Source organism: Pantoea sp. AG702 (assembly GCF_003182295.1).
Lineage (GTDB): Bacteria > Pseudomonadota > Gammaproteobacteria > Enterobacterales > Enterobacteriaceae > Pantoea > Pantoea ananatis.
Genome location: NZ_QGTU01000002.1, coordinates 434,503 through 459,757, shown reverse-complemented (window position 1 = coordinate 459,757; position 25,255 = coordinate 434,503). Strand labels below are relative to the sequence as shown.

Annotated in this window: 24 protein-coding genes and 3 tRNA genes; 10 read left to right on the top strand and 17 right to left on the bottom strand. The window is 53.1% G+C overall.

Annotated features, from left to right (window positions below):
* Positions 1-2: 2 nt before the first annotated feature.
* The gene (gene rbsK, locus DFO57_RS08520; RefSeq protein ID WP_013024527.1) at positions 3-920 is read right to left on the bottom strand and encodes a ribokinase; all 918 of its coding nucleotides are present in this window, start codon (positions 918-920) and stop codon (positions 3-5) included.
* A 385-nt stretch (positions 921-1,305) separates the two neighbouring features.
* Here rbsK and deoR point away from each other — a divergent pair, with 385 nt between their 5' ends.
* On the top strand, positions 1,306-2,070 hold the full coding sequence (deoR, locus tag DFO57_RS08515; protein ID WP_024472311.1) for a DNA-binding transcriptional repressor DeoR: 765 nt from the start codon (positions 1,306-1,308) through the stop codon (positions 2,068-2,070).
* Positions 2,071-2,308: 238 nt separating this feature from the next.
* Positions 2,309-3,976 carry an energy-dependent translational throttle protein EttA gene (ettA, locus tag DFO57_RS08510; protein ID WP_013024525.1) on the top strand — a complete coding sequence of 556 codons (1,668 nt, stop codon included), beginning with the start codon at positions 2,309-2,311 and terminating at the stop codon, positions 3,974-3,976.
* A gap of 36 nt (positions 3,977-4,012) precedes the next feature.
* Here ettA and DFO57_RS08505 read toward each other — a convergent pair whose 3' ends face one another.
* Positions 4,013-4,909 carry a LysR family transcriptional regulator gene (locus DFO57_RS08505; protein ID WP_013024524.1) on the bottom strand — a complete coding sequence of 299 codons (897 nt, stop codon included), beginning with the start codon at positions 4,907-4,909 and terminating at the stop codon, positions 4,013-4,015.
* A 95-nt stretch (positions 4,910-5,004) separates the two neighbouring features.
* On the opposite strand from DFO57_RS08505, the gene DFO57_RS08500 reads away from it, so the two are divergent.
* Positions 5,005-6,006, top strand: coding sequence for a zinc-binding alcohol dehydrogenase family protein (locus DFO57_RS08500; RefSeq protein ID WP_029568440.1), 1,002 nt, complete (start codon positions 5,005-5,007; stop codon positions 6,004-6,006).
* Between the two features lie 45 nt (positions 6,007-6,051).
* Here the strand turns inward: DFO57_RS08500 and DFO57_RS08495 are convergent, their stop codons facing one another.
* The 10 genes from DFO57_RS08495 to serB all read right to left on the bottom strand — a co-directional run bounded on the left by DFO57_RS08495 (position 6,052) and on the right by serB (position 17,572).
* Positions 6,052-6,807 (bottom strand): molecular chaperone, encoded by a 756-nt coding sequence (locus DFO57_RS08495; protein ID WP_199226572.1) that lies wholly within the window; start codon positions 6,805-6,807, stop codon positions 6,052-6,054.
* 1 nt (position 6,808) lies between these two features.
* A complete protein-coding gene (locus tag DFO57_RS08490) occupies positions 6,809-8,092 on the bottom strand; it encodes a fimbrial protein (RefSeq protein ID WP_110015267.1) in 1,284 nt (427 codons plus the stop codon).
* Between the two features lie 14 nt (positions 8,093-8,106).
* Entirely contained in the window at positions 8,107-10,629 is a 2,523-nt protein-coding gene (locus DFO57_RS08485; protein ID WP_110015266.1) for a fimbria/pilus outer membrane usher protein, read from the bottom strand.
* A gap of 5 nt (positions 10,630-10,634) precedes the next feature.
* Positions 10,635-11,324, bottom strand: a complete 690-nt coding sequence (locus DFO57_RS08480; protein ID WP_019106382.1) for a molecular chaperone — start codon at positions 11,322-11,324, stop codon at positions 10,635-10,637.
* A 39-nt stretch (positions 11,325-11,363) separates the two neighbouring features.
* Positions 11,364-11,918, bottom strand: a complete 555-nt coding sequence (locus DFO57_RS08475; RefSeq protein ID WP_014606641.1) for a fimbrial protein — start codon at positions 11,916-11,918, stop codon at positions 11,364-11,366.
* A gap of 242 nt (positions 11,919-12,160) precedes the next feature.
* Positions 12,161-12,610 (bottom strand): hypothetical protein, encoded by a 450-nt coding sequence (locus DFO57_RS08470; RefSeq protein WP_014606642.1) that lies wholly within the window; start codon positions 12,608-12,610, stop codon positions 12,161-12,163.
* Positions 12,607-13,539 (bottom strand): winged helix-turn-helix domain-containing protein, encoded by a 933-nt coding sequence (locus DFO57_RS08465; RefSeq protein ID WP_072404416.1) that lies wholly within the window; start codon positions 13,537-13,539, stop codon positions 12,607-12,609. The genes DFO57_RS08470 and DFO57_RS08465 overlap by 4 nt, the downstream gene beginning before the upstream one ends.
* A gap of 328 nt (positions 13,540-13,867) precedes the next feature.
* On the bottom strand, positions 13,868-15,106 hold the full coding sequence (nadR, locus tag DFO57_RS08460) for a multifunctional transcriptional regulator/nicotinamide-nucleotide adenylyltransferase/ribosylnicotinamide kinase NadR (RefSeq protein WP_014595284.1): 1,239 nt from the start codon (positions 15,104-15,106) through the stop codon (positions 13,868-13,870).
* Positions 15,107-15,198: 92 nt separating this feature from the next.
* Entirely contained in the window at positions 15,199-16,581 is a 1,383-nt protein-coding gene (gene radA / locus DFO57_RS08455) for a DNA repair protein RadA (RefSeq protein WP_041930968.1), read from the bottom strand.
* A 13-nt stretch (positions 16,582-16,594) separates the two neighbouring features.
* Positions 16,595-17,572 (bottom strand): phosphoserine phosphatase, encoded by a 978-nt coding sequence (gene serB, locus DFO57_RS08450; protein WP_014595282.1) that lies wholly within the window; start codon positions 17,570-17,572, stop codon positions 16,595-16,597.
* 107 nt (positions 17,573-17,679) lie between these two features.
* On the opposite strand from serB, the gene DFO57_RS08445 reads away from it, so the two are divergent.
* Positions 17,680-18,348, top strand: a complete 669-nt coding sequence (locus tag DFO57_RS08445) for a YtjB family periplasmic protein (protein ID WP_013024512.1) — start codon at positions 17,680-17,682, stop codon at positions 18,346-18,348.
* A 128-nt stretch (positions 18,349-18,476) separates the two neighbouring features.
* Here the strand turns inward: DFO57_RS08445 and yjjG are convergent, their stop codons facing one another.
* From yjjG to DFO57_RS08430, 3 genes are read right to left on the bottom strand one after another with little or no spacing between them, the layout of a single operon-like run.
* Complete coding sequence (gene yjjG, locus DFO57_RS08440; RefSeq protein ID WP_014606646.1) at positions 18,477-19,157, bottom strand: pyrimidine 5'-nucleotidase; 681 nt, start codon at positions 19,155-19,157, stop codon at positions 18,477-18,479.
* Between the two features lie 19 nt (positions 19,158-19,176).
* A complete protein-coding gene (rimI, locus tag DFO57_RS08435; RefSeq protein WP_041457469.1) occupies positions 19,177-19,617 on the bottom strand; it encodes a ribosomal protein S18-alanine N-acetyltransferase in 441 nt (146 codons plus the stop codon).
* The gene (locus tag DFO57_RS08430; RefSeq protein WP_013024509.1) at positions 19,589-19,999 is read right to left on the bottom strand and encodes a DNA polymerase III subunit psi; all 411 of its coding nucleotides are present in this window, start codon (positions 19,997-19,999) and stop codon (positions 19,589-19,591) included. Before DFO57_RS08430 ends, rimI begins: the two co-directional genes overlap by 29 nt.
* Positions 20,000-20,104: 105 nt before the next feature.
* Here DFO57_RS08430 and rsmC point away from each other — a divergent pair, with 105 nt between their 5' ends.
* The 4 genes from rsmC (at position 20,105) to DFO57_RS08410 (ending at position 21,616) form a co-directional block, all read left to right on the top strand.
* Positions 20,105-21,136, top strand: coding sequence for a 16S rRNA (guanine(1207)-N(2))-methyltransferase RsmC (gene rsmC / locus DFO57_RS08425; protein ID WP_029570981.1), 1,032 nt, complete (start codon positions 20,105-20,107; stop codon positions 21,134-21,136).
* Positions 21,137-21,297: 161 nt separating this feature from the next.
* Positions 21,298-21,384, top strand: a tRNA-Leu gene (locus DFO57_RS08420).
* A 30-nt stretch (positions 21,385-21,414) separates the two neighbouring features.
* Positions 21,415-21,501, top strand: a tRNA-Leu gene (locus tag DFO57_RS08415).
* A 28-nt stretch (positions 21,502-21,529) separates the two neighbouring features.
* Positions 21,530-21,616 (top strand) — tRNA-Leu (locus DFO57_RS08410).
* Between the two features lie 73 nt (positions 21,617-21,689).
* Here DFO57_RS08410 and DFO57_RS08405 read toward each other — a convergent pair.
* A complete protein-coding gene (locus tag DFO57_RS08405; RefSeq protein WP_024472370.1) occupies positions 21,690-21,926 on the bottom strand; it encodes a DUF1435 family protein in 237 nt (78 codons plus the stop codon).
* A 252-nt stretch (positions 21,927-22,178) separates the two neighbouring features.
* On the opposite strand from DFO57_RS08405, the gene DFO57_RS08400 reads away from it, so the two are divergent.
* Positions 22,179-23,276 (top strand): diguanylate cyclase, encoded by a 1,098-nt coding sequence (locus tag DFO57_RS08400; protein ID WP_024472369.1) that lies wholly within the window; start codon positions 22,179-22,181, stop codon positions 23,274-23,276.
* 212 nt (positions 23,277-23,488) lie between these two features.
* Positions 23,489-23,953 carry a YbaK/EbsC family protein gene (locus DFO57_RS08395; RefSeq protein WP_014606651.1) on the top strand — a complete coding sequence of 155 codons (465 nt, stop codon included), beginning with the start codon at positions 23,489-23,491 and terminating at the stop codon, positions 23,951-23,953.
* Here DFO57_RS08395 and DFO57_RS08390 read toward each other — a convergent pair.
* Entirely contained in the window at positions 23,950-25,170 is a 1,221-nt protein-coding gene (locus tag DFO57_RS08390; RefSeq protein ID WP_014606652.1) for an MFS transporter, read from the bottom strand. The genes DFO57_RS08395 and DFO57_RS08390 overlap by 4 nt on opposite strands.
* Between the last annotated feature and the right edge of the window lie 85 nt (positions 25,171-25,255).

Sequence of the window (25,255 nt, the reverse complement as noted above, 5' to 3'; positions counted from 1 at the left end):
CCTCACTGAAGGTCAAGAAAGCGCTGAAATTCCGCTGTATCAGGATAAGAACGTTGTGTGCCGCGCGCCGTCACGCTACAGGCCGCGTAGGCGGAGGCTTTGGCCATCGCCGCAGGAATATCGCCCGTTTTCACCAGTTCATGAGCGAAGCAGCCGATAAACGCATCACCGGCACCGCTGGTATCCACTGCCTTAACCGGCACAGGCGCAACCTGGTGCTGTGTCTCTCCGGTCATCCACAACGATCCGCGACTGCCCAGCGTAACGATCAGGTTTTTCAGGCCACGTTTCAGCAAGGACGCTCCGGCCAGCCTGACGTCATCATCCGTCCCCACCGGCATCCCGGTAAGAATTTCCAGCTCCGTCTCATTGGGCATAAAAAAGTCGCACTGGCAGGCATAGCGGATATCCAGGTCTGCCACGGCGGGCGCAGGGTTGAGGATGACGCGAATATCATGCTGACGGGCAAAATCGATAGCGTAGTACACCGTTTCCAGCGGAATTTCGAGCTGAAGAATGATCAACCGACAGCGTTTCAACGCATCACCCGCAGCGTCAATATCCGCCGGCTTGAGGTGCTGATTCGCGCCTTTGATAATTAAAATGCGGTTTTGCGACTGATCATCAACAAAAATGGGGGCCACGCCGCTGGAAACCCCTTTTTCGGTTGTGACATAACGCGTATCCACGCCCTGCTGTTGCAAATTAGCCAGCGTGGTGGGCGCAAACAGGTCATCGCCGACTTTACTGACCAGCATCACCTCGCCACCCAGTTTTGCTGCCGCCACAGCCTGATTGGCCCCTTTTCCCCCACAGCCAATCGCAAAATCGGGTGCCTCAAGCGTCTCTCCAGCTTTAGGAAAGCTGTTGGTATAGGTGATTAAATCCACCATGTTTGAACCAATAACGGCGATATCCATTTTTCCCCCGGTAATGAACAGCTAAAATGTTATAAAAATAACACTACCAATTCACCGGCGTTTAATATGTGATAAATTTCACATTTAACGTGACATTATTCCGCGATTTATCGGATTTTTCGCCCTCCAGATGTTACTATTATAACAAAGTCAGCTGTCTGAACTGTGCGTTATTCTTAGCTTTAGTGCAGGTTTGCGGGGTAATAACATTGCGGGTAAGATGAAAAATCTTAACCGGTGAGCACGCAACACCTTATATTTTTTGAAATTTGTCACAGCCTCAATAAAACCACGGCGATTTCAGGTAAATTTAATTGCGCGATAACAATGTGACAGGCACTGACGTATGACGTCTTCTTCAAGGAATACAGGTTCAGAAATGACAATGGAAACCCGCCGCGACGAACGCATTCGCAAACTGGCTCTGGCACTTAAGCGCACCGATAAATTACATCTGAAAGATGCCGCACAGCTGCTGGACGTCTCCGAAATGACCGTGCGCCGGGACTTAAGTGAACCGACATCGAGCGTGGTATTGCTGGGCGGTTATATTGTGAGCGATCCCCGAAACCACGCCGGACACTATTTCATCTCCGATCAGCATGGCCAAAATGCGGCCCGCAAGCAGCGGCTCGCTCAGGCAGCAGCCAGCCTGATTAGTGAAAACGACACGGTGTTTTTCGACTGCGGCACCACCCTGCCCTATGTCGTGGATGCGATTCCGGATGAGCTGCCCTTTACCGCTATCTGCTGTGCCATGAATACCTTTCTGGCGCTGAAAGAAAAACCCGCCTGCAACGTGATCCTGAGCGGCGGGGAATTTCATGCAGACAATGCCTTATTCACGCCCGTCGGCGGCCATTCCATTCTGGATGACCTGTGTCCCAGCCTGGCGTTTATCTCTGCGGCTGGCGTAGATCGGGATCAGGGAGCGACCTGCTACAACCTCAACGAGCTGCCGATGAAACACCATGCCATGCTGCGCGCCCGCCAACGTATTTTGGTTGCCGACAGCAGCAAATATGGCAAAGTGCTGCCCGCGCGCATTGGCGAGCTCGCCCGCTTTGATTTACTGGTCAGCGACAGCGCGCCCGAACCCGCCCTGCGTGAGTGGTTAACCCAACAGCACATTCCCGTCCGCCTTCCCTGACGCTTTTCTGTCACGCGGCGGCAACAGGCTATTGCTAAATTCTCGTCGCGGACAGAAGACGCGCTGCGCTAAGGCGGCCGTTTGCTGCTCCATCTGACAGCGGACACAAATCAAACAGTTACGCCTGACTGCACGACTGCGCGGAATTATCCCGGCGCATCGGCTGTGAATAGGCGGCGAAAAAGGCTAAACTTCGACATCATCCAAACGACAAACAGACCCAGAGGCTCAATACAACGTGGCTCAATTCGTCTATAGCATGCATCGCGTCGGCAAAGTAGTTCCGCCCAAGCGACATATTCTCAAGAACATCTCCCTTAGCTTTTTCCCCGGCGCGAAAATTGGTGTACTCGGCCTGAACGGTGCGGGTAAATCTACGCTGCTGCGCATCATGGCCGGTATTGATAAAGATATCGAAGGTGAAGCTCGCCCACAGCCCGGTATTAAAATCGGCTACCTGCCACAGGAACCGCAGCTTAACCTTGAGCACACCGTGCGCGAGTCCGTTGAAGAAGCCCTGTCCGAAGTGGTCGGTGCGCTGAAACGTCTTGATGAGGTTTATGCCTTATACGCTGAAGAAGATGCGGATTTCGATAAGCTGGCTGCCGAGCAGGGACGTCTGGAAGAGATCATTCAGGCACATGATGGTCATAACCTGAACACGCAGCTGGAACGCGCCGCCGATGCCCTGCGCCTGCCGGACTGGGACGCAAAAGTCGCAAACCTGTCTGGTGGTGAACGTCGCCGTGTCGCGCTGTGCCGCCTGCTGTTGGAAAAGCCCGACATGCTGCTGCTGGACGAACCGACGAACCACCTGGATGCCGAATCTGTCGCCTGGCTGGAGCGCTTCCTGCACGACTTCGAAGGGACCGTGGTAGCGATTACGCACGACCGCTACTTCCTGGATAACGTTGCTGGCTGGATTCTGGAACTGGACCGCGGCGAAGGTATTCCGTGGGAAGGTAACTACTCCTCATGGCTGGAGCAGAAAGATGCCCGTCTGGCACAGGAAGCCTCTTCCGAAGCCGCACGTCGTAAATCCATCGAGAAAGAGCTGGAGTGGGTACGTAAAGGGCCAAAAGGCCAGCAGTCTAAAGGCAAAGCCCGTCTGGCTCGCTTTGAAGAACTGAACAACACCGACTACCAGAAACGTAACGAAACCAACGAGCTGTTTATTCCGCCGGGTGCCCGCCTGGGTGACAAAGTGCTGGAAGTCAGCAACCTGCGTAAATCCTACGGTGACCGCGTTCTGATTGACGGCCTGTCGTTCTCCGTACCGAAAGGCGCCATCGTCGGCATCATCGGCCCGAACGGCGCCGGTAAATCAACGCTGTTCCGCATGATGTCCGGTCAGGAACAGCCGGACTCCGGCGAGATTGTGCTGGGTGAAACCGTGAAGCTGGCTTCTGTCGATCAGTTCCGTGACAGCATGGATAATGCCAAAACCGTATGGGAAGAAGTCTCCGGCGGTCAGGATATTATGCGCATCGGCAACACCGAAATGCCAAGCCGTGCCTATGTCGGACGCTTTAACTTTAAAGGCGTGGATCAGGGCAAACGTGTCGGCGAGCTGTCCGGTGGTGAGCGTGGTCGTCTGCATCTGGCAAAACTGCTGCAGGTTGGCGGCAACATGCTGCTGCTCGATGAGCCAACCAACGACCTGGACATTGAAACCCTGCGCGCGCTGGAAAACGCCCTGCTTGAGTTCCCTGGCTGCGCCATGGTGATCTCGCATGACCGTTGGTTCCTTGACCGTATCGCGACCCACATTCTGGATTACCAGGATGAAGGCAAGATCGAGTTCTTCGAAGGTAACTTTACCGAATACGAAGAGTACAAGAAACGCACGCTGGGCGCGGATGCGCTGGAGCCGAAGCGTATTAAGTACAAGCGTATTATTAAGTAACACAGGGGCGGCAGCGATGCCGCCCTTCTCTTTTCTTCAGTGGTAGAATTCGCGAAACACCGGCGACTGCAACGCAAATTCAATGTACTTCATCAGCGCAGGCGAGTTCAGTTTTCGGCTGGGATACACCAGCCACAGTTCATTCCCCTCCATTTCCCATTCCGGCAAGACCTGCACCAGGCGCGCATCATGCATCTCTCCGTCGATTAAAAAGCGCGGCAGAAGCGTAATACCGGCACTGCCTAACGCAGATTCGCGTGCGTACAGTAAATTGTCGGTGAGGTGTGCAGGCGGGAGCAGCCAACGGTGATACTGATCGTGCCGTTTTAGCACCCACTCGTTCCAGGCCCGGTGCGCAATGCAACGGTGCGCGGCCAACTGCTGAGGATGGGTCACCGGAGGATGCTGATCGAGATAGGCTTGCGCGGCCACCAGCGAGCGCTGGCAGTAGCCAACGCGCCGACCAATCAGAGACGACTCCTGCGGCTGGCCGGTGCGCAAGGCCAGATCAAAACCGTCCTGCACCAGATCGCGGATATCATCCGAAATGGAAATATCCAGCGTCACATCCGGATAGCGCCGTAAAAACGCGGCGTTGCAGCGGGCCAGTAAGGTTGCGCCAATACCCGCCGGGCTGGTAATGCGCAGGCGACCGCTGGGATTTTCCCGCAGACTGGCAATAGCCTGCTCAGCACGTTCGCTGGCCTGCATCATCTCCTGGCAATGCAGCAGGTAGCGTTCGCCCGCAAACGTCAGGTTTAACTGGCGCGTGGTGCGGTTTAACAGGCGAATGCCCAGCCGCTGTTCAAGCTGGCTGATGCGCTGACTGACGCTGGATTTGGGTAAGCCCGCCCGTTCTGCCGCGGCGGTAAAACTGCCACACTCTGCCACTAACGCAAACAGCGCCATATCCTGCCACTGACGAAACGCCATTGTTCACCTCAGACGAACACGCTAATAACGATTGTCCATCTTATCAGTATCGCCTCAGGGTTCTACACTTGAGAAAACACTACAGGAGATAAACCATGTCTGTTCGCGCGATTGCCGTCGATCCCGAAAACCCAAAAAACTTCGTCGAAATTTTTCCAGAAACCCTCACGCCTGGCGAATATGACCTGCGCGTCGAGGTGAAAGCCGCCTCGGTCAACCCGGTGGATACCAAAGTCCACAAAGGGGCGATCAAAAATGGTTTACAGGTGCCGCGTATTCTTGGCTGGGATGCCAGCGGTGTGGTACTGGAAACCGGCAGCAAAGTCAGCGGCTTTAAGCCAGGCGATGAGGTTTACTACGCGGGCGATATTACCCGCCCGGGCAGCAACAGTACGGAGCAGTTGGTCGATTCACGCATCACCGGCCACAAACCGAAAACCCTCGACTGGGCGGCTTCTGCCGCTATTCCCCTGACGGCGCTGACCGCATGGGAAGGCCTGTTTGAACGGCTGGATATGGCAGCCGCACGTGAAGATCAAACACTGCTTGTCGTGGGCGGCGCTGGCGGCGTCGGTTCTCTGGCCATTCCGCTGGCAAAAATGCGCAGCAAAGCCAAAGTGATTGCCACCGCCTCACGGGAAGATTCCGCCCAGTGGTGCCGCGATCGCGGGGCAGACCTTGTCATTAACTACAAAGACATGGTTGGGGAGCTGGAAAAGCACGATATCAAACAGGTCGATTATATTTTCTGCCTTAACGACACCGACGGCCATTGGGAAACCATGAGCCAACTCATCGCCCCTCAGGGCCATATCTGCACCATCGTCGAGAATGAACATCCGCTGTCGATGGATCAACTGAAGTTAAAAAGCGCCGCACTGCATTTTGAGTTCATGTATACGCGCAGCATGTACAACACGCCAGACATGGCGCAGCAGGGTGAAATCCTCAATACCGTCGCCAGCCTGCTGGACGAAGGCAAGCTGCAAAGTACACTCAACGAAACGCTTCATGGCCTGAGTGTGGAAACGCTTGAGACCGCTCACCAGCGCGTGCTGGAAGGCCATATGCGCGGCAAGGTTGTCATGGTTTACTGATCACTCGCGGGTGCCAGACAATACGGGCACCCGCGTATGGTTATTTTACGGGGAAGCCGAAGCCTGACTCAGCGTTGCCGTGAAAACCTGAGGATTACCCTGATCGTCCAGCGCGGTAAAGTTAAGGCTGCCCTCACCTGTGGCTAAAGACGGCGCATCACCCATGAGGGGATACGCTTTATGGGTGAAAGGTGCCAGCGTTTTATCCCCGTCCAGATAAACGGGATAACGTTTCCCCCCTGCCGTCACCGTCATTTTTCCCGGCGTAAAAAAGTAACGGCTATGATTCATGGCCTGAATAAAAAACTGTCCCTGCTTTTTTCTTACCTGAAAGGTGACCGCGTTTACCCGTGCCGCAAAGGGCGTAATGTCCGTGAACGGCCGGTTAATCACTTTAAGCTGAGTGTTCAGCGCCATGCTGATCTTGTCGTTGCCCGCCCGTAGCGTGCTTTTTTTCACTGCGCTGATCTCGTAAAGATTGAGCCAGTACAGGGATTCCCGATCCTTTGGCAGCTGTGCGGCCAGCTCGGTGCGCAGAACCGCAATCTGCTTTTTTTCATCTTTATTCAGCGTAAAAACGCCGGGAAGCGCAACAAAGGGAAAGGCTTTACTGCCGGGTGATCGTTCCGGTGAACCGCCGTCTATCCAGGTCTGGATCAGTACAGGCGCGTCACCACTGTTGACCAACAGCAACGGAATTTGTACCTCGCCAGGATGAAAGATGAGCCGGCTTTGCTGTGGAATCACTGCGGCATGGGCATGAATCGCGATAGACATAACTAACCAAAAAAACGTTTTCATGTTATTGCAGCCGAATAAGGATGGATGCGATCGCATCGACACGGCCCGCCGTCACTGTTTGACCGGGAATCTTTGCAAGACTGGCACTGAACGTACGCTGGTACAGCTTTTCGTCACTCTGCTGGCCACCGCTGATAACCTGCGCGTCTTCCAGTACCGGCCGCCAGCCCGCATTACTGCTGAACCTGCTCCAGCTCAAAAAGGAGACAGGCTGACCACTGGACGTCTGTAACTGAATGCCGACGCCTTTTGCCAGTGAAGGATCGCTGTCATAGCGATCGGACACCAGGTAGCGCGAGATACCGCCTGCCGTCGTCAAACTCAGTTGCTCGGCCTGCAGCCAAGCCGCGTAACTTGGCTGGAAGCCCAGTGACAGCTGACCTGAATGAATACCGGAAATCTTGTCTGTCCCGTCGGCACAGGCCAGCGTAATGCTGAGCGGTGCCGTCACGCTCTGGCCTTCATTAAGCCCATTAATGCTGATGCCGGGGAAAATGACGTTTGCGGTATAATTTTCTACCCGGCAGCCCTGGGTCATATTTTGCGTCAGGGTGGCGACCGGCGCGGTATTCATCCCAAAGGCCATATAACGTCCGGAACCCCAGGTTTCAAAATGGTTCCAGCTGTCCTGACCCGCTTCGGGCACATTCATTCCCGGCCCCATAAACACCACATAGCCATTGGGCTGATTACAACTGTATGCGCCGGTATAATTATCGGCTGCCGCCCAGGGGCAGCCCCATGACGCGTAACCGGGCGTGCGGTTGTTGCTGTCGGTACGAATGAGCTCCGCGCTGATGGGGCTGAAATCGCGCCCCCTGATCTTGATTTTGTTCCCGTCTATCTCATACTGCGTGAGCGGCACTTTTTGCCAGATACGGGTAAAAGGCTTACCACTGCGCACGTGAACCAGCTTTAATGCGGTAAAAGGAAAATAGGTCTGGAAATAGTTGTTCCCCATGTCCCAGGCACCGCCAACGTTGCTGTCACCGTTGGTGGCGAAGACTTCAAACAGTTGGTCTTTATCAGCAAGGTCACACTCGTACAACACGCGATCGGGATTGTTGTTAGCCACAGACGGCACCACCCGAAACACCGAACGGGCCAGCACGGTGCCGGCGGGCTGATAGCGAAGATTCATTAATCCGATATTGCCGAAATTCAGGGGCGCACCACAGGCATCACAGCCTTGATCGACCGGCTGTATACGCGTGCAGGTCGCGTGAGCCGGGAGCCACACCGTCCAAAAAAATACTGTTATTACCGCTAAAATGCGCTTCATCATTTATACCTCAGATTCTAAAAACGACAGACGGCATCCGCGTAGGTGATCACCGCGTCGGGCTTGGGTTTCGGGATGCGGTAATCAATTAAACAGGATGACTGTGCGCCCTCTCCCCAGACGGCCTTCAGTTGCCCCTGAGTTTTAGCCACCCGCAACCAGGCATTGCCGCCCTGACCAAATGTCCCCACCCGATTGCCCGACTCGTCCAGCAGATCTGCGCCCATCGGCACCGTGTTATCGCGATTGGTGCGGGTCTTTAACATGAGCGGATAACCGCGTAAGGTTCTGAACGACACCTTCACCATCGCACCGGCATAGGGCGCGACGATTTTCTCGCTGTCCTGTATCTCAACATGGCTATCGCTGCCGCCGGCTCCCAACGAAATCCGGTTGTAGTGATAGGGGTTAAGCGACGGCACCAGGGCATAGCCGAAGCGGTCGATCTCGGTACCCTGGCTGTTGAGAACGTGGGCGTTCCTGGCGCCTTTCGCTTCGACAAGGGCGAAGGTGTCGCCGAGATAATTTCCCAACGTCACGCCGCCGCTGTGGATCACTGCTGCGCCCATCGCGTTAACGGACATCTGGTTAAACCGCGAAGAGGTCGATGCGGTACCGGTCACGCTGGCTTCTGAAAACTTTTTGCCCAGGCTGCCACTTAACGTCGTATCACGTTGCTGCTGATCGCGATTCACATTTACGCTATAGCTGGTGCCGCTCTCGCCGCTCAGTCCGCTGAGCGACGCGTTGTAGTTACTGCCGTTCTGGCTTCCCCGCGTGCCGCCCAGAGCCAGATAGGGTGAGGTGGCGTCAGAGCCCAACGGCACAGAGAGGCTGACCTGCAACTGGGTATCTTTATAAAAGGTATCGTCTGCATGCTGGGCCATCACCGCCATACGCGGATCGGTTGAGTAGGCTCTGCGCGAATACTGGCGTGAGAGCGAAATATTCAGCGCGATATTTTTGGGCAGCACCGTGCCATAGCCGACCTGAAACTGCGTCGTCCGGGAGCGTCCATCATAGTAATTTTGCTTCGAGCCAGAGAGATAGACATTGCCCCACTGCCCCAGCGTTTGATTAAGGGTCATTTGCAGGCGGTTACGCTGCATATATTCGCTGTTGATAAGGTTGCGGCCGGGCGTTTCTGCATTATTCAGTGCAATCACGTCGTTAAGATCCCGGTAACCCTGAGTGGAATACTGGTATCCGGCAAAGGTCAGTGTGGTATTGGTAGGCTGAAAGGTTCGACTGTAACTCAGTGCGTAACGCCATCCCTGGGTCGACTCACCGCCGTTCAGATCGGCTTCAGAATACGCGCTGTTAAATCCCACTGCGCCGATGTCAGAGGCCCAGACGCCGCCGGCCAGCAAAGCATGATAGCGTTGGCCCAGCCGTACGCCGCCATTAAGGGTGATGGCGTTGGTCAGTCCGTGCTTAACGGTTAATTCGGTAAAGGCGTTGTCTTTACTGTAATCCCTGACTTTACCGGCAGCAAAGTTGTAGTCCGTCCGGCCAGGACGCAGCGACTGCGGTAACACCGCATAAGGCACGCTAAATTGATGAAGGCTGCCGTCAGACTCCTGAACCTCAACGCTGAGATCGCCGCCATAGCTCACCGGACTCAGGTCATTGATGATAAACGGACCCGGCGGCACGGTTGTCTGGTATATCCGCTGCTTGCCCTGCCAGATTGTTACCCGTGCATTACTGTTTGCCACGCCGCGCACCACCGGGGCATAACCCCGAACAGAATCCGGCAGCATACGATCGTCAGAGTCCAGACTGACGCCGTTAAAACTGACAGCAGTAAATAAGTCACCGTTACTGAAAAGTTCCCCTATCCCCGCCTCACTTCGTAAAGTGGGCAGCGCACGTTGCACCCAGGCCCGGGCGCTTTGCCAGCGATTGCCGAACTCGTCATGGGTGAAATTCCCCTGCTGACGGAAACGCCACATCCCGACGTTCATACCACTGTTAATGCCCAGATAGGTGGATTCAAAACGCTGCGCATTTTTATAATCGGAATAAAACTGGTTAAGGTTGTAATTCACGAATGCCATGGTATCGCCCGCCGTCAGGTTTTCGGGCGCGATATAGCCTACGGGCCGCTGGACCAGCATCGCCTGAGGAATGGTCACATCCACGCGTAAGCTTGCCGTATTCACGTTGACGGTCGCGCCGGGCAAAAACGCCTCAGGCCGTGCGCAGTCTTCCGCCTTCAGGGCTGACAGATAAGGGGTTTTGACGCCAAACGCCCGATAAAACGGCGAGGTAAGACACACGGAGAGCGGCCCCTCGGCGCGCACGATTTGCAGAGCCGTGGATTGCTGGAACTTACCATTGAGGTAAAGATCGACATCGTAACGGCCAGGCTGAAACCAGGCATCCTGTGAATCAACGGGCATCGCAACCTGTCCCGGCATCATTTCACGGATTAAAGCAGGATCAAACGTATAGTCATTTTGCGCATCAGCCGCCTGACTTGCCCAGGCTGCAATCAGGCTTGAAGCGAAGAATAACAATAATGTGGCTTTATTCATTTCTGCTATTTTTCGTTTACGTTGATTTTTTCGTCGGCGCCAAAATCATTAATCAGGACGGCATTAAGCGCATATCCAGAGAGGGGTGAATGGCTTTTCAGCGTAATGCGCTGTTCACTAAAAGGTGCCAGCGTGACGGCATCGTCCCAGGGAAGCGTGTGATTACCTTTTACCAGGACAAACGAGCGAATATTGGCGTAAAAGGGAGACGCATTTTTAAGGAGGATTGTGTGCCCCTGGATACGCCAGGAAAGTGCCTGTCTGACTTTATCCACAGAGAAATCGAGATCCCCGGGACGAACGATGACTTTCACCCTGTTCTTGATAATCAGATAAAGTTTATTTTTATCTTCATCGCCCTTTTTAACAGAGGGGAGCTCCGTGTAGTCCAGATAAAACAGCGACTCTCTGTCCTGCGGCAAATTTTTTTCAGTGACGTTGACTTTCACCGTTTGACCGGCGACCGGTGCTATACGAAAAATTTGCGGCAGCGCCACAAAGGGCGGCGTTGAATTTGCATCAGGATTCACTGCCTGAATTTGAATAAGCGCAGGCTGATCGCCTGCGTTAGTAAACTGGATGGTCTTTTCATTTTTCGAACCATCAATAATTATCCGGGTGCCGTTTAGTACCACACTCGCCTGACACAGAGTGGCTGACAGCATCAGCAACAAAATAACGCTAGATTTAAACACAGGTTTCTCCTGCCCTCTTAAATAAAGAGGGCCTGATAGTTATGGATAGCTGACAGAATATTGGACGCTACTCAAAACTGTACCTGCACCAGCGCTTCCAGAGTCGCTGTAATATTCGACCGAAAAATTTTGTGATGCACTGGTACTTCCGCTCGCCAGCGTCATGCCGCTGACCGTCGCCGCACCGCCAGATAAATCGATCGCTTTATCACTACTATCCAGCAAACGCAGTGCCACGTTTTTCGCTGTTCCGGTATTCAGTAAATCACCAGTCGATGAAATATTGTTGCCGACCAGATTGATATTAATTGCCTGCGTTGATCCTGATGCCGGTGCAACACAACCGGTTAAGTTAATGGTAAAAGGCGTTTTTCCGGCGGTTGATTTTGCCGTACTCAGCGCGGTAGTGGAAACCGTTGGCAGCAGAATAATCGGGCTACCGGTTGCATCATTGACATTAACGTTACAGGTTTGTGCATTGACCTCGCCTTGAAAGCGAATGGTATTTTGTGATGCGGAAAAAGCATTAAAAGAAATAAAACTTGCACCGCATAAGGCAATTGTCATGCCGAGTGATAAAGACCTGGCTTTCATTGGTTCCCTCTTGTGATTCTGATTAATAAACATGCTCATTGGCGGCGAGAATCATAAGGGGCATGGGAGAGAAACTGTGTGTGAAGTGTTCTGACCTTATGTGAAGAAGGCTTTAGAAAACAAAAAATATATTTAAATTCAATATGATAATGTTAACCCTGTGTTGCTGAAGAGAGACATTTCATAAGATAACAACAGGCCAGGCCGTGCGTGCGACGACGGCGAACGCCACATTGACGACATTACTTTTCGCAAAGGTAAAGCGGTACCGGCCCAGAATAGAATACCCACGTCTGCAGGCCTGTCCTTTTAATGACAAACGGAAATGTCGCCCCGACGGTAATGAAAAATGCCGGCAGCCACTTTTGTTGCTCCTCTAAAGACATTTGATTATCCGGTGAGGGTTCTATTAATGTTGATCGCGCAAGATACAGATCACCCTCGCGCTGATAAGTAAAACGGATAATTTTACTCAGGCTGATAACCTTATGCGCGCTATCGGTGAGTCGGCCCGTAATCGCAATAATACCCTGACCGTTTCGCATATCGTGAGAGGCGATCACTGAAAATGTCTCACCGCCTCTGATGTAATTAATGTTTGCTATACAATGGACAGAATCCTGTCGAAACATAAATACGACAATGCCTGCTGCTGTCATCACGATTACAGCTAACAGAAAGGTTAACTTCACCACTGACTCCTTATATAATAATACGAAACACAGTCCGGGGAGCCGAAAAGTGAAAGGGTATTTTTACACTGTAAAACTGAAATTCTTTCACCATTGGTGAACGCTGTAATAAAAATTTTTCGTCGCTCCGTACAACCGACTTTAATATCGACAGCGACTCGTGCCACCAGACTGTTATCCGCTTTTTCATTGCCATATATTTCGCATCCATTCATATCAAAGCGTTTAACAAAATCCATTTCCTGGCGGTAAAGTGAAAAGACCATGATGGCAAAACCACAAATCAGTATCGTCAACCCCGTCAGCCCTGTCACAAACAGATGACGGGGGGAAATCGCATAGCGATTTGCGCTTTTTCTGAGTGTTAATATAGCAGATTCAGGATCGCCGATCGGTTTTTTTGATTTTGGTTCAGAATGCGGCATGTCATTAATGAGGTTTTCTGAAATATTCTCATCATCCTGAATAACGGGCTGCGTCGTATTTGGCAAAACCTCATCTTCACTGGCCGAAGGTAAGAGCGGAATGCGCTGTTCTTCTTCCTGGGCACATTTACCAGCCACTGCTTCCTCATCAGAAATACGCTTTTCAGGCGCAGTCGTCGATTCCTCAATGAGGATTGCGTTTGAAAGCATAAAGCCGCGACGCGGAATTGTTCTGATCACGTCCTGGCGGATATCGCATGCCAGCAGCGCTTTTCTGATCAGGGAAATACTTTGATATAAGGCATTGGCACTGACTTCCATACCGAACCGGCGCCAGGCATATTGATAAAATGCTTCATGATCGACAATTTCGCCCTGGCGCGCGATCAGCAATTCAAAACAATAGGAGGCCGATGAGTGCAACTTCACCGTCTGATCATGACTAATAATTTCCCTTTTCCCAGGATAAAAAACCACATCGCTACCAATACCAATCTTTTTCATCTTATTACATCCGGGTATATCATTATTTCTATCTTAAGAACATTCCCTCAATATAAACCAGTTAAAAATATTGAACTTACATTTAACAGCAACACACAGAAGAAATGAAATAATATCAGTTTTTAAATACGTAATAATGTTACCTGAGAATTCAAAATCTCTTTTTTTGTTTTCTAATGTTACGCGCGTTATTTGGCTGCACGTGGTTTTTCACGAGCCATTATTTCTCATGTTCAGGTTAGAGAGGGCGCAAATAATATGAATAAAAAATAGCCATTAAAGGGGCGACATCTTGTTCCTTCCCCGCCCCGGTATGAAGGTAAAAGCCTTAGAGCGGGCCCTGTTCGCCCAGCATTCCTTTCACCAGTTCAATACAGCGCAGGAAACGCGTATCGTAGTCTTCTTCCTGCACATGAACGAAATCGATGTGGTTTTCACCCAGCATCGAGATCAGCATGCTCTGGAACTCACGGCGATCGACAGAGCTGCCCAGGCTGCGCAATCCGTCCGCCACCCAGGGCACGTTATTCTCCAGCAAAATGACCAGGTCAAAGCGATACTCATCAATCATTGCCTGAACAAAAGGATGCTCGCGTCCCTCATACTTTTTGCAAAAGGCCTGGGTGGTGACAAAGTCGGTATCGATAAACGCCACTTTATTGGCATATTTCACCGCAAAATCGATGTACTGTGCATGGCCCAGCGCGATCTTATCGTAGTCAGAATACTGCAGTGCCATCTCATCGCCGCCCAGATGGGAAAAAACATAGTCACGGCCATATTCCCACGCACTGGACGTATTAAAGATGTTCGCCAGCTTGTTCACCAGCATCGACTTTCCGCTCGACTCACCGCCCAGAATGGCCACGGTGCGTACAAAGAAAGGCTTCACTTCGGTGGGAATATACTCCCAGAAGCGGAAGGGATCCTGACGAATCTGCGCGCCGCTGATATTCATAAACGATCGTTTTGGATCGATCAGTATCGTCTCAATGCCCAGGTGCTGTTGATACATTTCGGCATCGGGTGCTTCACTGGTATAGATGCAGTCTGCGGCAATTCCCTGCTCGTCCAGGAAGGTTTTCACCCCTGCACTCCACACATCCCAGCCGTGTGGATAGGGTTCAATGCCCTCTTCATCGAAGGCATGAATGCGAATATTTTTCTGGTACTTGAAGGTTTGCAGTAACCAACGCAGACGATCGCTAACGGTAGGCTGCTGCGACATGGCGCTGTTTTCAAACAGGCTCAGATCGCGCGGCTCGTCGTAGCCCATAATGATATGCAGCTCATCGACCTGACTACAGGCACGCTGGATCAGATAGATATGGCCGGTATGTAGCGGATAAAACTTACCAAATATCACCCCAATTTTTTTGTCGCGACGTGGAAACTCCAGACCGAGAAAACGGTGCAGGGCTTCCAGCTTTTGTGCACTGGGGCTTTTAATTTTCGCGTTAAGCAGTTGGCTTAAGTACCCTTTGGTCATGCCACTGGCATCGGCCACCTGTTGTAGCGTGTGGCCCTGCTGGCGAATGGCCGTTTTTAAATAATCAAACGCCGACATGTGGTGCCTCCTGCAAAAAATGATCAACGACGTGAGGACAGTTGTCCCTCACCGGCCCTTTTGCGCAACGGCAAAAGGGCATCGGGGAAAGCTTAAAGGTCATCGAGAATCGCCAGCGCATCCGCCAACTTTTTCACGCTATAGACGCGCATGCCCTCAATCGGCTTTTTCGGCGCGTTACCGGCAGGCACAATCGCCCGTTTGAAGCCATGTTTAGCCGCTTCTGAAATCCGTTCCTGGCCGCTGGGCACCGGGCGAATTTCGCCGGCCAGCCCGACTTCGCCAAAGATAACCAGATCCTGCGGCAAGGGGCGATCGCGCAGGCTGGAAACCATTGACAGCATCAGCGCCAGGTCGGCGCTGGTTTCTGTGACTTTCACGCCGCCCACGACGTTGACGAACACATCCTGATCCGCCATTTGCAATCCACCGTGACGATGCAGTACCGCCAGCAGAATCGCCAGGCGGTTTTGTTCAAGCCCGACGGCAACACGACGGGGATTTCCCATCATCGAATGGTCCACCAGCGCCTGAATCTCGACCAGCAATGGCCGGGTTCCTTCCCACAGCACCATGACCGAACTGCCCGACGTAATCTCTTCACCGCGCGACAGGAAAATGGCGGAAGGATTGCTCACCTCACGCATGCCCTGCTCCGTCATGGCAAAAACCCCCAGTTCATTCACGGCACCAAAACGGTTTTTATGGCTGCGCAAGGTGCGGAAGCGCGAATCGGCATCGCCATCCAGCAGCACCGAACAGTCGATACAGTGCTCAAGGACCTTCGGCCCGGCCAGCGATCCGTCTTTGGTGACATGGCCCACCATGATAATCGCCACGCCGCGGGTTTTGGCAAAGCGCGTCAGATAAGCGGCGGTTTCGCGCACCTGGGCGACGCTGCCGGGTGAAGACTGGATATCGGCCATGTGCATCACCTGGATGGAGTCGATGACCATGATTTGCGGCGCTTCCTGCTCGGCGATCAGGCAGATCTGTTCGATGCTGGTTTCCGACAGCATGTTCAGGTTTTCAGTCGGCAAACCCAGCCGATGGGCGCGCATTGCCACCTGCTGTAAAGATTCTTCGCCGGTGACATACAGTGTTTTCATGTTCTGCGCTAAGCGGCACATGACCTGCAGCAACAAAGTGGATTTACCGGCCCCGGGATTACCACCAATCAGAATGGCACTGCCGGGCACCACGCCACCGCCCAGCACACGGTCAAATTCTTTAAAGCTGGTCGAGAAACGGGGCAAGGCTTCCAGGCTGATTTCGGACAGCTTTTGCACCCGACTGGTCCCGGCACTGCCCGCATAACCGCTGAGGCGCTCATTGCGCGCTGCAGCGGGTGAGGCGGCAATCCGTACCTCGGTAATGGTGTTCCAGGCGTGACAGGCGCTGCATTGCCCCTGCCAGCGCGGATAATCTGCGCCACACTCGTTACAAACAAATGCGCGTTTTGCCGCTTTGGCCAAAACAACTCCTCAGTTAACGCTCTTCGTGAATCAGGCTTCCGGTCAGGATGCAAAACACGCCCATTAAATCGGCATGGCGAATGGTGACGGCCGTTTGCTCATTGACCTTCGGTTTGGCGTGGTAAGCAATGCCCAGCGCCGAGGCTTTGATCATCGGCAAATCATTCGCCCCGTCACCCACGGCGACGGTTTGTTCTGGCGCAATCCCGAACCGCTTCGCCAGTTTTTTTAACGTCTCGGCTTTGTACTGGGCATCCACAATCTGGCCCAGCACTTCACCCGTGAGTTTACCGTCGCGGATTTCCAGTTCGTTAGCCGCGATGGCCGACAGATGCAGCTTGTCGCGCAGGAACTCCGCAAAATAGGTAAAGCCGCCAGAGGCGATAGCCACCTGCCAGCCCAGCGCCTGCAATTTTTTGGTCAGCGTGGTTAAGCCTGGCATTAACGGTAGCTCATCGCGCACCTGTTTAAGAATATTGGCGTCGGCATCTTTCAGCTTGCCCACGCGCTGGCGCAGGCTGGCGGTAAAATCCAGCTCGCCGCGCATCGCCCGCTCGGTGACCTCTGCCACCTGCTCGCCGCAGCCCGCCAGTCTGGCTATCTCGTCGATACATTCGATTTGGATCGCGGTGGAGTCCATGTCCATGACCAGCAGGCCCGGCGTTTTCAGATGCGGGATTTTCCCGAGCGGTGCCACATCCAGCGCCAGATCGTGCGCCAGTTTGCTGGCAAACGGCGTCAGGGAACCTGCCAGACGAATCACCTGGTAGTCGTCAACGTTCCAGGCACTGACGATCACCATCGCGGCGCCAAGCTGGTGCTGATAATCGGTCAAACGCTGTTTATCAAGGCCGCGACCATAGAGTAACCAGCCGGTTCGACCCGCACGGTAGTCCAGCGGCATGACTTCGTCACCGCTGAGTGAAAGGGGCAACCCCGGCCAGAGAGAGACATCAGCAGGCAGATCGCACCAGGTAAGATGATTTGACATCAGGGCTCCTGTAGGAACAACAAAACCACGCAAGAGGCTACCTTGTCTGCGCTGCTTCTGGCAACATAATATCCAGGCTTTCTGTCGTAACGTGATTCGGATAATTAATGGCTAAAACCGCACTGAAATTTCGCTTACATCGCACGGTGATCGTTTTGATTTCGCTGGCGCTGTTAGTGGTGCTTATGCAAGGCGCATCCTGGTTTAGCCTTGGCCATCAGATGGCGCGTTCTGAACAGGCAGAAGAGCTGGCTCAAACGCTGACCCGCCAGGTGGCGTTCAGTCTTAAGCCCCTGATGGATAACAGCGAAGACAACCGCAGTCAGATTGAAGCCATTATTAATCAGATGACCGAAAACAGCCGTATTCTGGATGCGTCCGTCTATGCAGGCGATGGCAGCCTGGTGGCGCACAGCGGCGAAAATATTAACGTGCGCGATCGGCTGGCGCTGGATGGCAAACGCGCGGGAAGCTACTTCAATCACCAAATCGTTCAACCGCTCACCGGCGGCAACGGCCCCGCAGGGTTTCTGCGGGTGACGCTGGATACGCACGTGCTGGTCACCGAATCGCGTCAGGTGGATAACACCACGAATATTCTGCGCCTGATGATGCTGCTGGCGCTGGCGATTGGCATCATCCTCAGCCGTACGTTACTGCGTGACCGCCGCACGCGCTGGCAGCAGTCTCCGTTCCTGCTCACGGCCAGTACGCCTGTGAAAGAGGATGATGATGAGGACGAGAAAAAGGACGATACCGCAAACCCCTCGGTCTGACGCGACGGCCCGGCGCGGTTTACTTTACCGCCTGCCAGACATTGCTCTCATGCCTCACCAACCCACTCGATGAAAAAAGGCCCGTCTTAAGGGCCTTTTCCTTTCCAGATCCGCGTGACGCGCCAGGATCAGCCTTTTAGCAGCGCTTCCAGCTCGGATAACGTATTCACCCGCCAGTCAGGTTTGATCGATTCGGGCAGCGGGCGCGAGCCGTGGTCGATCCAGCAGGTTTTAACGCCCGCATTCATGCCGCCGAGGATGTCTGATTCTGGCGTATCGCCAACCATCAACACGCGATCGCGTTGCGGATGTCCCATCTGTTCGAGCGCATAGTCAAAAATCCTGGCATCAGGTTTAGGCACGCCCACTTCTTCTGACACCACCAGTGCAGAGAAGTACTCGAGAAAGCCGGTACGCTCCAGACGACGCTGCTGCAGCGCGGTAAAGCCGTTGGTGATGATGCCCATTTTGACGCGGCCGTGCAGCAGCGTCATCAGGCTGACTGCACCCTCGAGCGGCAGACAAATTTCCGCCATGGCTGACAAAAAGCCATCGTTAAGGATAGCCGGTGCCACGCTGAGTTTCTGCCCCCAGCCGACAAAACGGCGGGTCTGGAGCTCCAGTGCGGACAGCTGGCCATTTTGATACTCCACCCAGAGTGGCTTGTTGACCGCCTGGTAATCCGCAAAATCCTGGTCGGTGAACTGCACATCGTATCCGGCAAACAGACGTTGCAGGCCGGCAAACGAGTCAAAGTGAAACAGCGTGTCATCCGCATCAAACAGGATGCAATCCCAGTTATCTAACATCAAAACTCCTCAGAAACGGCTACAGCGTGAGCGCCATGATCAGTGCATCTTCACGGCCGCTGGCGGTGGGATAATAGTGGGGACGGCGGCTGACCTGGTTGAAATCCAGCTGTTCGTACAGCGCGATGGCGGGTGCATTTGACGCACGCACCTCCAGCCACAATGTCATGACATCGCGCGCAATCAGTTGATCGATTAAATGCTGCAGCAGCGTCCGGCCAAGGCCGCGCCGCTGATAAGCCGGGTCGACAGCAATATTAAACAGCGACGCTTCATCCAGAACCACCTGGGTGATCGCGAAGGCGGCCATCTGGTTATCGACATCCAACCGCAGATTCAGAAAACGTTCGCCCTGATTGCTGTTAAAGGTCTCTTCGCGCCAGGGGAATGCATGGCTGCGACATTCAATAGCAAAGGCCTCGGGAATCGCGTCAGGCGTGAGGAAAGAAATGGCTGTCATGTTCACACATCTGTTGCCAGAGCGCGCGCCGGGCGGCACCGCTGCTAAGCAGTTCATTAAAAGAAGCGCTGGTTAAGGCAACGCCATTAAAGGTTTGTTCGCTCTCAACGCCCAATAGCCAGCCCGCGCAGTTGAGCGTTTCGGGCAGCATTTGCAGCTGGTCAGGCGTCACGGTCATCACCTGCGTCGGTTTAAGACTGAGCGTGTGCAGGACATCACGCAGGATGGGTTCCTGCAAACCTGGCGGATTCTCCGCCACAATAATCAGCTGCGTATCCGGCAAAAGCCGTACGGCGATCTCGCCCTGGAGCACGCGCGGGCGGCGCAGTTGATACTGCGTAATCCCCATTTGCTGTAAAAGCCAGTCGCGCCTGGACGTCATGATATACCTGCTTTGCTCGCTGAATGCGACGCTATGCTAGCAAACCCATCGAACATGCGCCAACAAACCACTATAATCTCCGCTCAGATCTTACAGGAGCCCTACATGTCTGCTTTTACCCCGGCCAGCGAAGTCATTCTGCGCCACAGTGATGAATTTACCGCCCGCCACGTTTTATTTGCTGGCGATCTGCAGGATGACCTGCCCGCACAGCTTGAGACCGCCTCTTCACGCGTGCACACTCAGCAATATCATCACTGGCAAAACCTGAGCCGTCGTATGGGGGAACAGGCGCGTTATGGACTGGTCGCTCAGGCAGAGGATGTTCAGGGCTGCGATACGCTGGTTTACTTCTGGACCAAGAACAAACCGGAAGTGCAATTCCAGTTACAAAATCTGCTGTCTCTGCTGCCGGTTGGCTGCGATGTCTTTGTGGTAGGTGAAAACCGCAGCGGCGTGCGCAGTGCGGAAGGGATGCTGGAGCAGTGGGTGACCCTGGAAAAAATCGACAGTGCACGCCGCTGTGGTCTTTATCATGGTCGTCTGGAGAAGCAGCCTGCCTTTGATGCCTCGGCCTTTGGTAACAGCTACCAGCTGGATGATCTGACCGTTCATACGTTACCCGGCGTATTCAGCCGCGACGGTCTGGATGCGGGCAGCGCATTACTGCTATCCACGTTCACGCCGCACACCAAAGGGAAAGTGTTGGATATCGGCTGCGGCGCAGGCGTGATCGCCGCGTCGTTACCGGCGCATTCACCTAAAGTGCGCCTGTGGCTGTGTGACGTACATGCCGCCGCCATCGAGGCCAGTAAAGCCACGCTGGCCGCTAACGGCCTGGAAGGCGAAGTCTTTGCCAGTAACGTCTTTTCCGACGTGACCGGGCGCTTTGACATGATTATCTCTAACCCGCCGTTCCATGAAGGCACGCAGACCAGCCTGGATGCCGCCCAAACGCTGATCCGGGGTGCCGTTAAGCACCTGAACAGCGGTGGAGAGCTGCGCATTGTCGCGAACGCCTTCCTGCCTTATCCCCAGGTGCTGGACGAAGCCTTTGGCAATCACGAAGTGCTGGCGCAAACCGGCCGCTTTAAAGTTTATCGTGCGGTTTACGGTCGCGGTGCCAAAGCCCGTTAATACATTTTCTCTGCCTTTTTCGCCGTTTTAGCGCGTCGCCAGGCTGAAAACGTTGCTTTTTGCAGCGATCGTTTCCGTCTGGCGAAATATGTGTTGACGCATTGAGTAAAATCTCTAAAATGCGCCTCCGTGGTTGTAATACGGTAACGTATTGCGGGTATGCGAAGGTGGCGGAATTGGTAGACGCGCTAGCTTCAGGTGTTAGTGTCCTAACGGACGTGAGGGTTCAAGTCCCTCTCTTCGCACCAAAATCACATATTTCATATCGCGAGCACTGCGCGAAGGTGGCGGAATTGGTAGACGCGCTAGCTTCAGGTGTTAGTGTCTTAACGGACGTGAGGGTTCAAGTCCCTCTCTTCGCACCATTGCGGTGATATGAAAAGACAACTCGATGCGAAGGTGGCGGAATTGGTAGACGCGCTAGCTTCAGGTGTTAGTGTCTTAACGGACGTGAGGGTTCAAGTCCCTCTCTTCGCACCAATGTTGTCATTCCCACTCTATTATTCCTGCATTTTCCTTTCCCTTGCGTTACCCGTTTCACTCCCCGGACAGACTACAGCCCGCTGAATTTGAAGCCTGTTGCCGCAATGCCGCCTGCCAGCGCGAGACAGGAAGGCAGCAATACATAGTGCCGCATGCGCTGATTAAACAACATAAGCAGGGTGAGCAATAACGCGATTAACATCACGACGCGCCACTGTTCAAAGGTAGGCTGCCATGCTGTTATTACCGGTATTGCCGCACATGCCAGCATACTTCCCCATGCACTATCCAGTTTGATACCGCGCATTGCTTTCCCCCTGACCACCTGTGAGCCGTTTTAGTTAATCCGATATGATAACCATTCCCATTAGCATATGATAATAATTCTCAACTTTCAGCTTGTTTTTTTACAGGCGGGCGGGAAGATGACAGCTAAACAAGAAAATGTTAAATTGCAACCGATTACACTTTTTATAACAGCAATATAATGCCTGTCGACCGGCTGAAATCCTGCGCCGGTTTTTGCTTTGTTATTTCAGGGCCGTCACGAGTATGAATAATGAAAATAGAATCTTATGATGAATTGAAACACAGCAAATACCGCCTCTCGTTGATGCTCTTTTTGTTTTTAAACGCATCCGTTTCGCTATTTTGTCTGCTCCCTTTGGCCGAAAATAATGAAACACAAATCACCGTGCCGGTGATGATGGTGGCGTTCTTTAGCCTGACCATGCTGAGCACGTGTTTAATAAAAACTAAACTAAAATTACCGCTGTTAAATCCCGTCGCGCTCATCCTGGGCGCGCTATGGGCATGGCATATTCAGTATCGCTATCATTCTGTTTTAATTGACGATGGTGGTTTTTTGATTGTCAGTCTGCTGTGCGTTTTTTTTATCAGCGCCATTGCACTGAGCGATTATTTGGTCGCGTTTTGCCTGCACATTACCCCTTCCATGTTAACAGTGCTCATGCTGGATCACGGGCAACATCTGCCGTTGATTTTATTGACGATTGCCTTACCCTTGATTGGCTTTTCATTGCAACATCTGATGCGACGCCGTTCGGAAGACTTTACGCTGCGCTTAATGTATCAATTGTATGAAGAAAAAGAGTCATTCAGCGACCTCAGTATGCTCGATCCCTTAACAGGCTTATATAACCGACGCGGACTGAAAAATCGCCTTGATAACATTCTGGATAATCATGTCGGCAGTCATTATGTGTTGCTGTTAGATATCGATCACTTTAAGGCTTACAACGATAATTATGGTCATGCGATGGGTGATCAGGCGCTGGCACGCGTTTCGGTTGCCATTCGCGATGCGGTACGCTCACGCGATGTGGTAACACGTTACGGCGGAGAAGAGTTTTTAGTATTAATGACCAACGTCAATGCATCAATCGCTATGAAGCTGGCGGAAAGAATTCGCCAATATGTGGTGAATCTGGAAATTCCCCATTTGTTTAATGAGCGCGTTTCGACGCATGTCACCATTAGTGCAGGTATTGCGCCGATTTACGACAATGAATTTGATCAGGCCGTTGCCAATGCTGATCGCGCATTATACGTCGCAAAAAATCGGGGGCGAAATACGATTCTGGCCTGGGAAGATCTGCCCGGTGTTCCCAGCCCCGCGACGAGTGACGTCATATAAGTGCGTGCCGGATAGCCATGTTATCCGGCGGCACTTAGTGAAAACAGGAAGAGATAAAACCGTGCCAGCCCCTTAGCGCCCTCTCGTTTTGCCTCCGCCCTTCCCCAGCCCTCTCGCCGCTATGCATTCTGTTACCTATTCTTTCTCTCTCTCGTTTACACCGCTGCGGGCTTGTGGCAATTTTTACGCCTTCAATTAGCATGGAGAGAAAAATGAGCCTGGAGTCTGTACGCCAGTTTTTTGCCGAGCGTGCGCCGGAAATCGACATCATTGAGATGCCTTACAGTACGGCAACGGTAGAAATGGCGGCTCGCGTTCACGGTGTGGCGCCGGGACAAATCGCCAAAACCCTTTCCCTCAAGGTCAAGAATGAGGTGATCCTTGTGGTGACCCGTGGCGATGCGCGGCTAGACAACCGCAAACTCAAAGCCGTCCTGGGTGCCAAAGCGCGGATGTTAAGCGTGGACGAAGTGATCAACTGGACCGGGCATCCGGTTGGCGGGGTTTGCCCTTTTGGCCTGGAAAATCCGGTCACGGTATATTGTGATATCTCGTTAAAAAGCTTTGATGAAGTGTTGCCCGCCGCGGGCGCGGTTCACAGTGCCGTACGCATTTCGCCGCAGCAGATGGCTGAACTTACTGCGGCAAAATGGGTAGACGTCTGTGAAACGCGTTAATGTGTCTGCTTTGCCATCGCGCCGGAAATTTTAATTCCGCGCGTTTCGCGGCCAAAGGCGACAAAAACACAAATCAATACGGCCACGGTTCCCGCTACGATGGCCATACCGAGCCCGTAGTTGCCACCGTGCGCTTCAGCAATACGTGACTGCAGCGTCGCGTTGACGGACGCAATGAGATTACCTAACTGATAAACAAAGCCGGGCAATACCGCTCTTGCATTCCCCGGCACCAGTTCGTTCAGGTAAGTCGGTATCACGCCCCATGCGCCCTGCACCATAAACTGCATCAAAAAGGCACCAAGACCAATAGCCCATGAACCGCTGGAAAAGGCCCACAGCGGCAGCACCGGCAGCGTCAGCAATGCGGCGATAATAATGGCTTTCTTGCGGCCAATACGTTCAGACAGCGTGCCGAAGAAGATGCCACCCAGCATAGCGGCAATGTTATAGCTGATGGCAATAATACTCACGGTGTGGGCATCAAACTGGTGCTGCACTTTCAGGAAAGTCGGGTAAAGATCCTGCGTACCATGACTAAAGAAGTTAAAGCAGGCCATTAACAGCACCATGTAGATGCAGATTTTCCAGTGCTGGCGCAGTATCGGCATCAGTGCGCTGCTCTCTTTGCGCTCACGTGCCGCCAGCCACACGGGCGATTCAGGGACGTTGAAATAGATAAAGGGTAACAGCAGAATCGGAACAGCCCCGATGAGGAACATGCCGCGCCAGCCCACCGCATCAAAAAATAAACCAAAGACGATGGATGCAAGCAGGTAACCGCACGGATAGCCGGCCTGGAAAAGTCCCGACATCAGACCGCGGGAGCGATCGGGAATGGTTTCCATTGCCAGCGAAGAGGCTACGCCCCAAATGCCGCCCATGGCTATACCATAGAAAATGCGGAAAGCCAGAAATGCAGCGAAGGTCGGTGACCAGGCAGACAGCAGTTCGAACACGGAGAAAAAGACAATGTTCAGCATTAAGATCGGCTTACGGCCATATTTCTCCGCCATCCGCCCAAACAGTAGCGCGCCAATCGGGCGCACCGCCAGCGTTAGCATAATGGCGACGGACACATCGGTGACAGAATTGTGGAAGTACTGAGCAAGGTTACTCAGTACAAACACCAGAATAAAAAAATCGAATGCGTCCAACGTCCAACTGGCAAAACAGGCGAAAGCAACGTTGCGCTGGGTCGATGTCCAGTCAAGCATACACGTCTCCTCTGTGAGACACTCTGGCGCATCGCCCATAACGTTCCTGGCCGCTGTCGGAGAGTGATGTAATTGTTAATCAAAT

Bases quoted from the DNA above. Each gene is read 5' to 3' on its own strand.
- rbsK (WP_013024527.1), bottom strand. From the start codon at position 920: ATGGATATCGCCGTTATTGGTTCAAACATGGTGGATTTAATCACCTAT.
- deoR (WP_024472311.1), top strand. From the start codon at position 1,306: ATGGAAACCCGCCGCGACGAACGCATTCGCAAACTGGCTCTGGCACTT.
- DFO57_RS08505 (WP_013024524.1), bottom strand. From the start codon at position 4,909: ATGGCGTTTCGTCAGTGGCAGGATATGGCGCTGTTTGCGTTAGTGGCA.
- DFO57_RS08500 (WP_029568440.1), top strand. From the start codon at position 5,005: ATGTCTGTTCGCGCGATTGCCGTCGATCCCGAAAACCCAAAAAACTTC.
- DFO57_RS08495 (WP_199226572.1), bottom strand. From the start codon at position 6,807: ATGAAAACGTTTTTTTGGTTAGTTATGTCTATCGCGATTCATGCCCAT.
- DFO57_RS08490 (WP_110015267.1), bottom strand. From the start codon at position 8,092: ATGATGAAGCGCATTTTAGCGGTAATAACAGTATTTTTTTGGACGGTG.
- DFO57_RS08485 (WP_110015266.1), bottom strand. From the start codon at position 10,629: ATGAATAAAGCCACATTATTGTTATTCTTCGCTTCAAGCCTGATTGCA.
- DFO57_RS08475 (WP_014606641.1), bottom strand. From the start codon at position 11,918: ATGAAAGCCAGGTCTTTATCACTCGGCATGACAATTGCCTTATGCGGT.
- DFO57_RS08465 (WP_072404416.1), bottom strand. From the start codon at position 13,539: ATGAAAAAGATTGGTATTGGTAGCGATGTGGTTTTTTATCCTGGGAAA.
- nadR (WP_014595284.1), bottom strand. From the start codon at position 15,106: ATGTCGGCGTTTGATTATTTAAAAACGGCCATTCGCCAGCAGGGCCAC.
- serB (WP_014595282.1), bottom strand. From the start codon at position 17,572: ATGTCAAATCATCTTACCTGGTGCGATCTGCCTGCTGATGTCTCTCTC.
- DFO57_RS08445 (WP_013024512.1), top strand. From the start codon at position 17,680: ATGGCTAAAACCGCACTGAAATTTCGCTTACATCGCACGGTGATCGTT.
- yjjG (WP_014606646.1), bottom strand. From the start codon at position 19,157: ATGTTAGATAACTGGGATTGCATCCTGTTTGATGCGGATGACACGCTG.
- rimI (WP_041457469.1), bottom strand. From the start codon at position 19,617: ATGACAGCCATTTCTTTCCTCACGCCTGACGCGATTCCCGAGGCCTTT.
- DFO57_RS08430 (WP_013024509.1), bottom strand. From the start codon at position 19,999: ATGACGTCCAGGCGCGACTGGCTTTTACAGCAAATGGGGATTACGCAG.
- rsmC (WP_029570981.1), top strand. From the start codon at position 20,105: ATGTCTGCTTTTACCCCGGCCAGCGAAGTCATTCTGCGCCACAGTGAT.
- DFO57_RS08405 (WP_024472370.1), bottom strand. From the start codon at position 21,926: ATGCGCGGTATCAAACTGGATAGTGCATGGGGAAGTATGCTGGCATGT.
- DFO57_RS08400 (WP_024472369.1), top strand. From the start codon at position 22,179: ATGAAAATAGAATCTTATGATGAATTGAAACACAGCAAATACCGCCTC.
- DFO57_RS08395 (WP_014606651.1), top strand. From the start codon at position 23,489: ATGAGCCTGGAGTCTGTACGCCAGTTTTTTGCCGAGCGTGCGCCGGAA.
- DFO57_RS08390 (WP_014606652.1), bottom strand. From the start codon at position 25,170: ATGCTTGACTGGACATCGACCCAGCGCAACGTTGCTTTCGCCTGTTTT.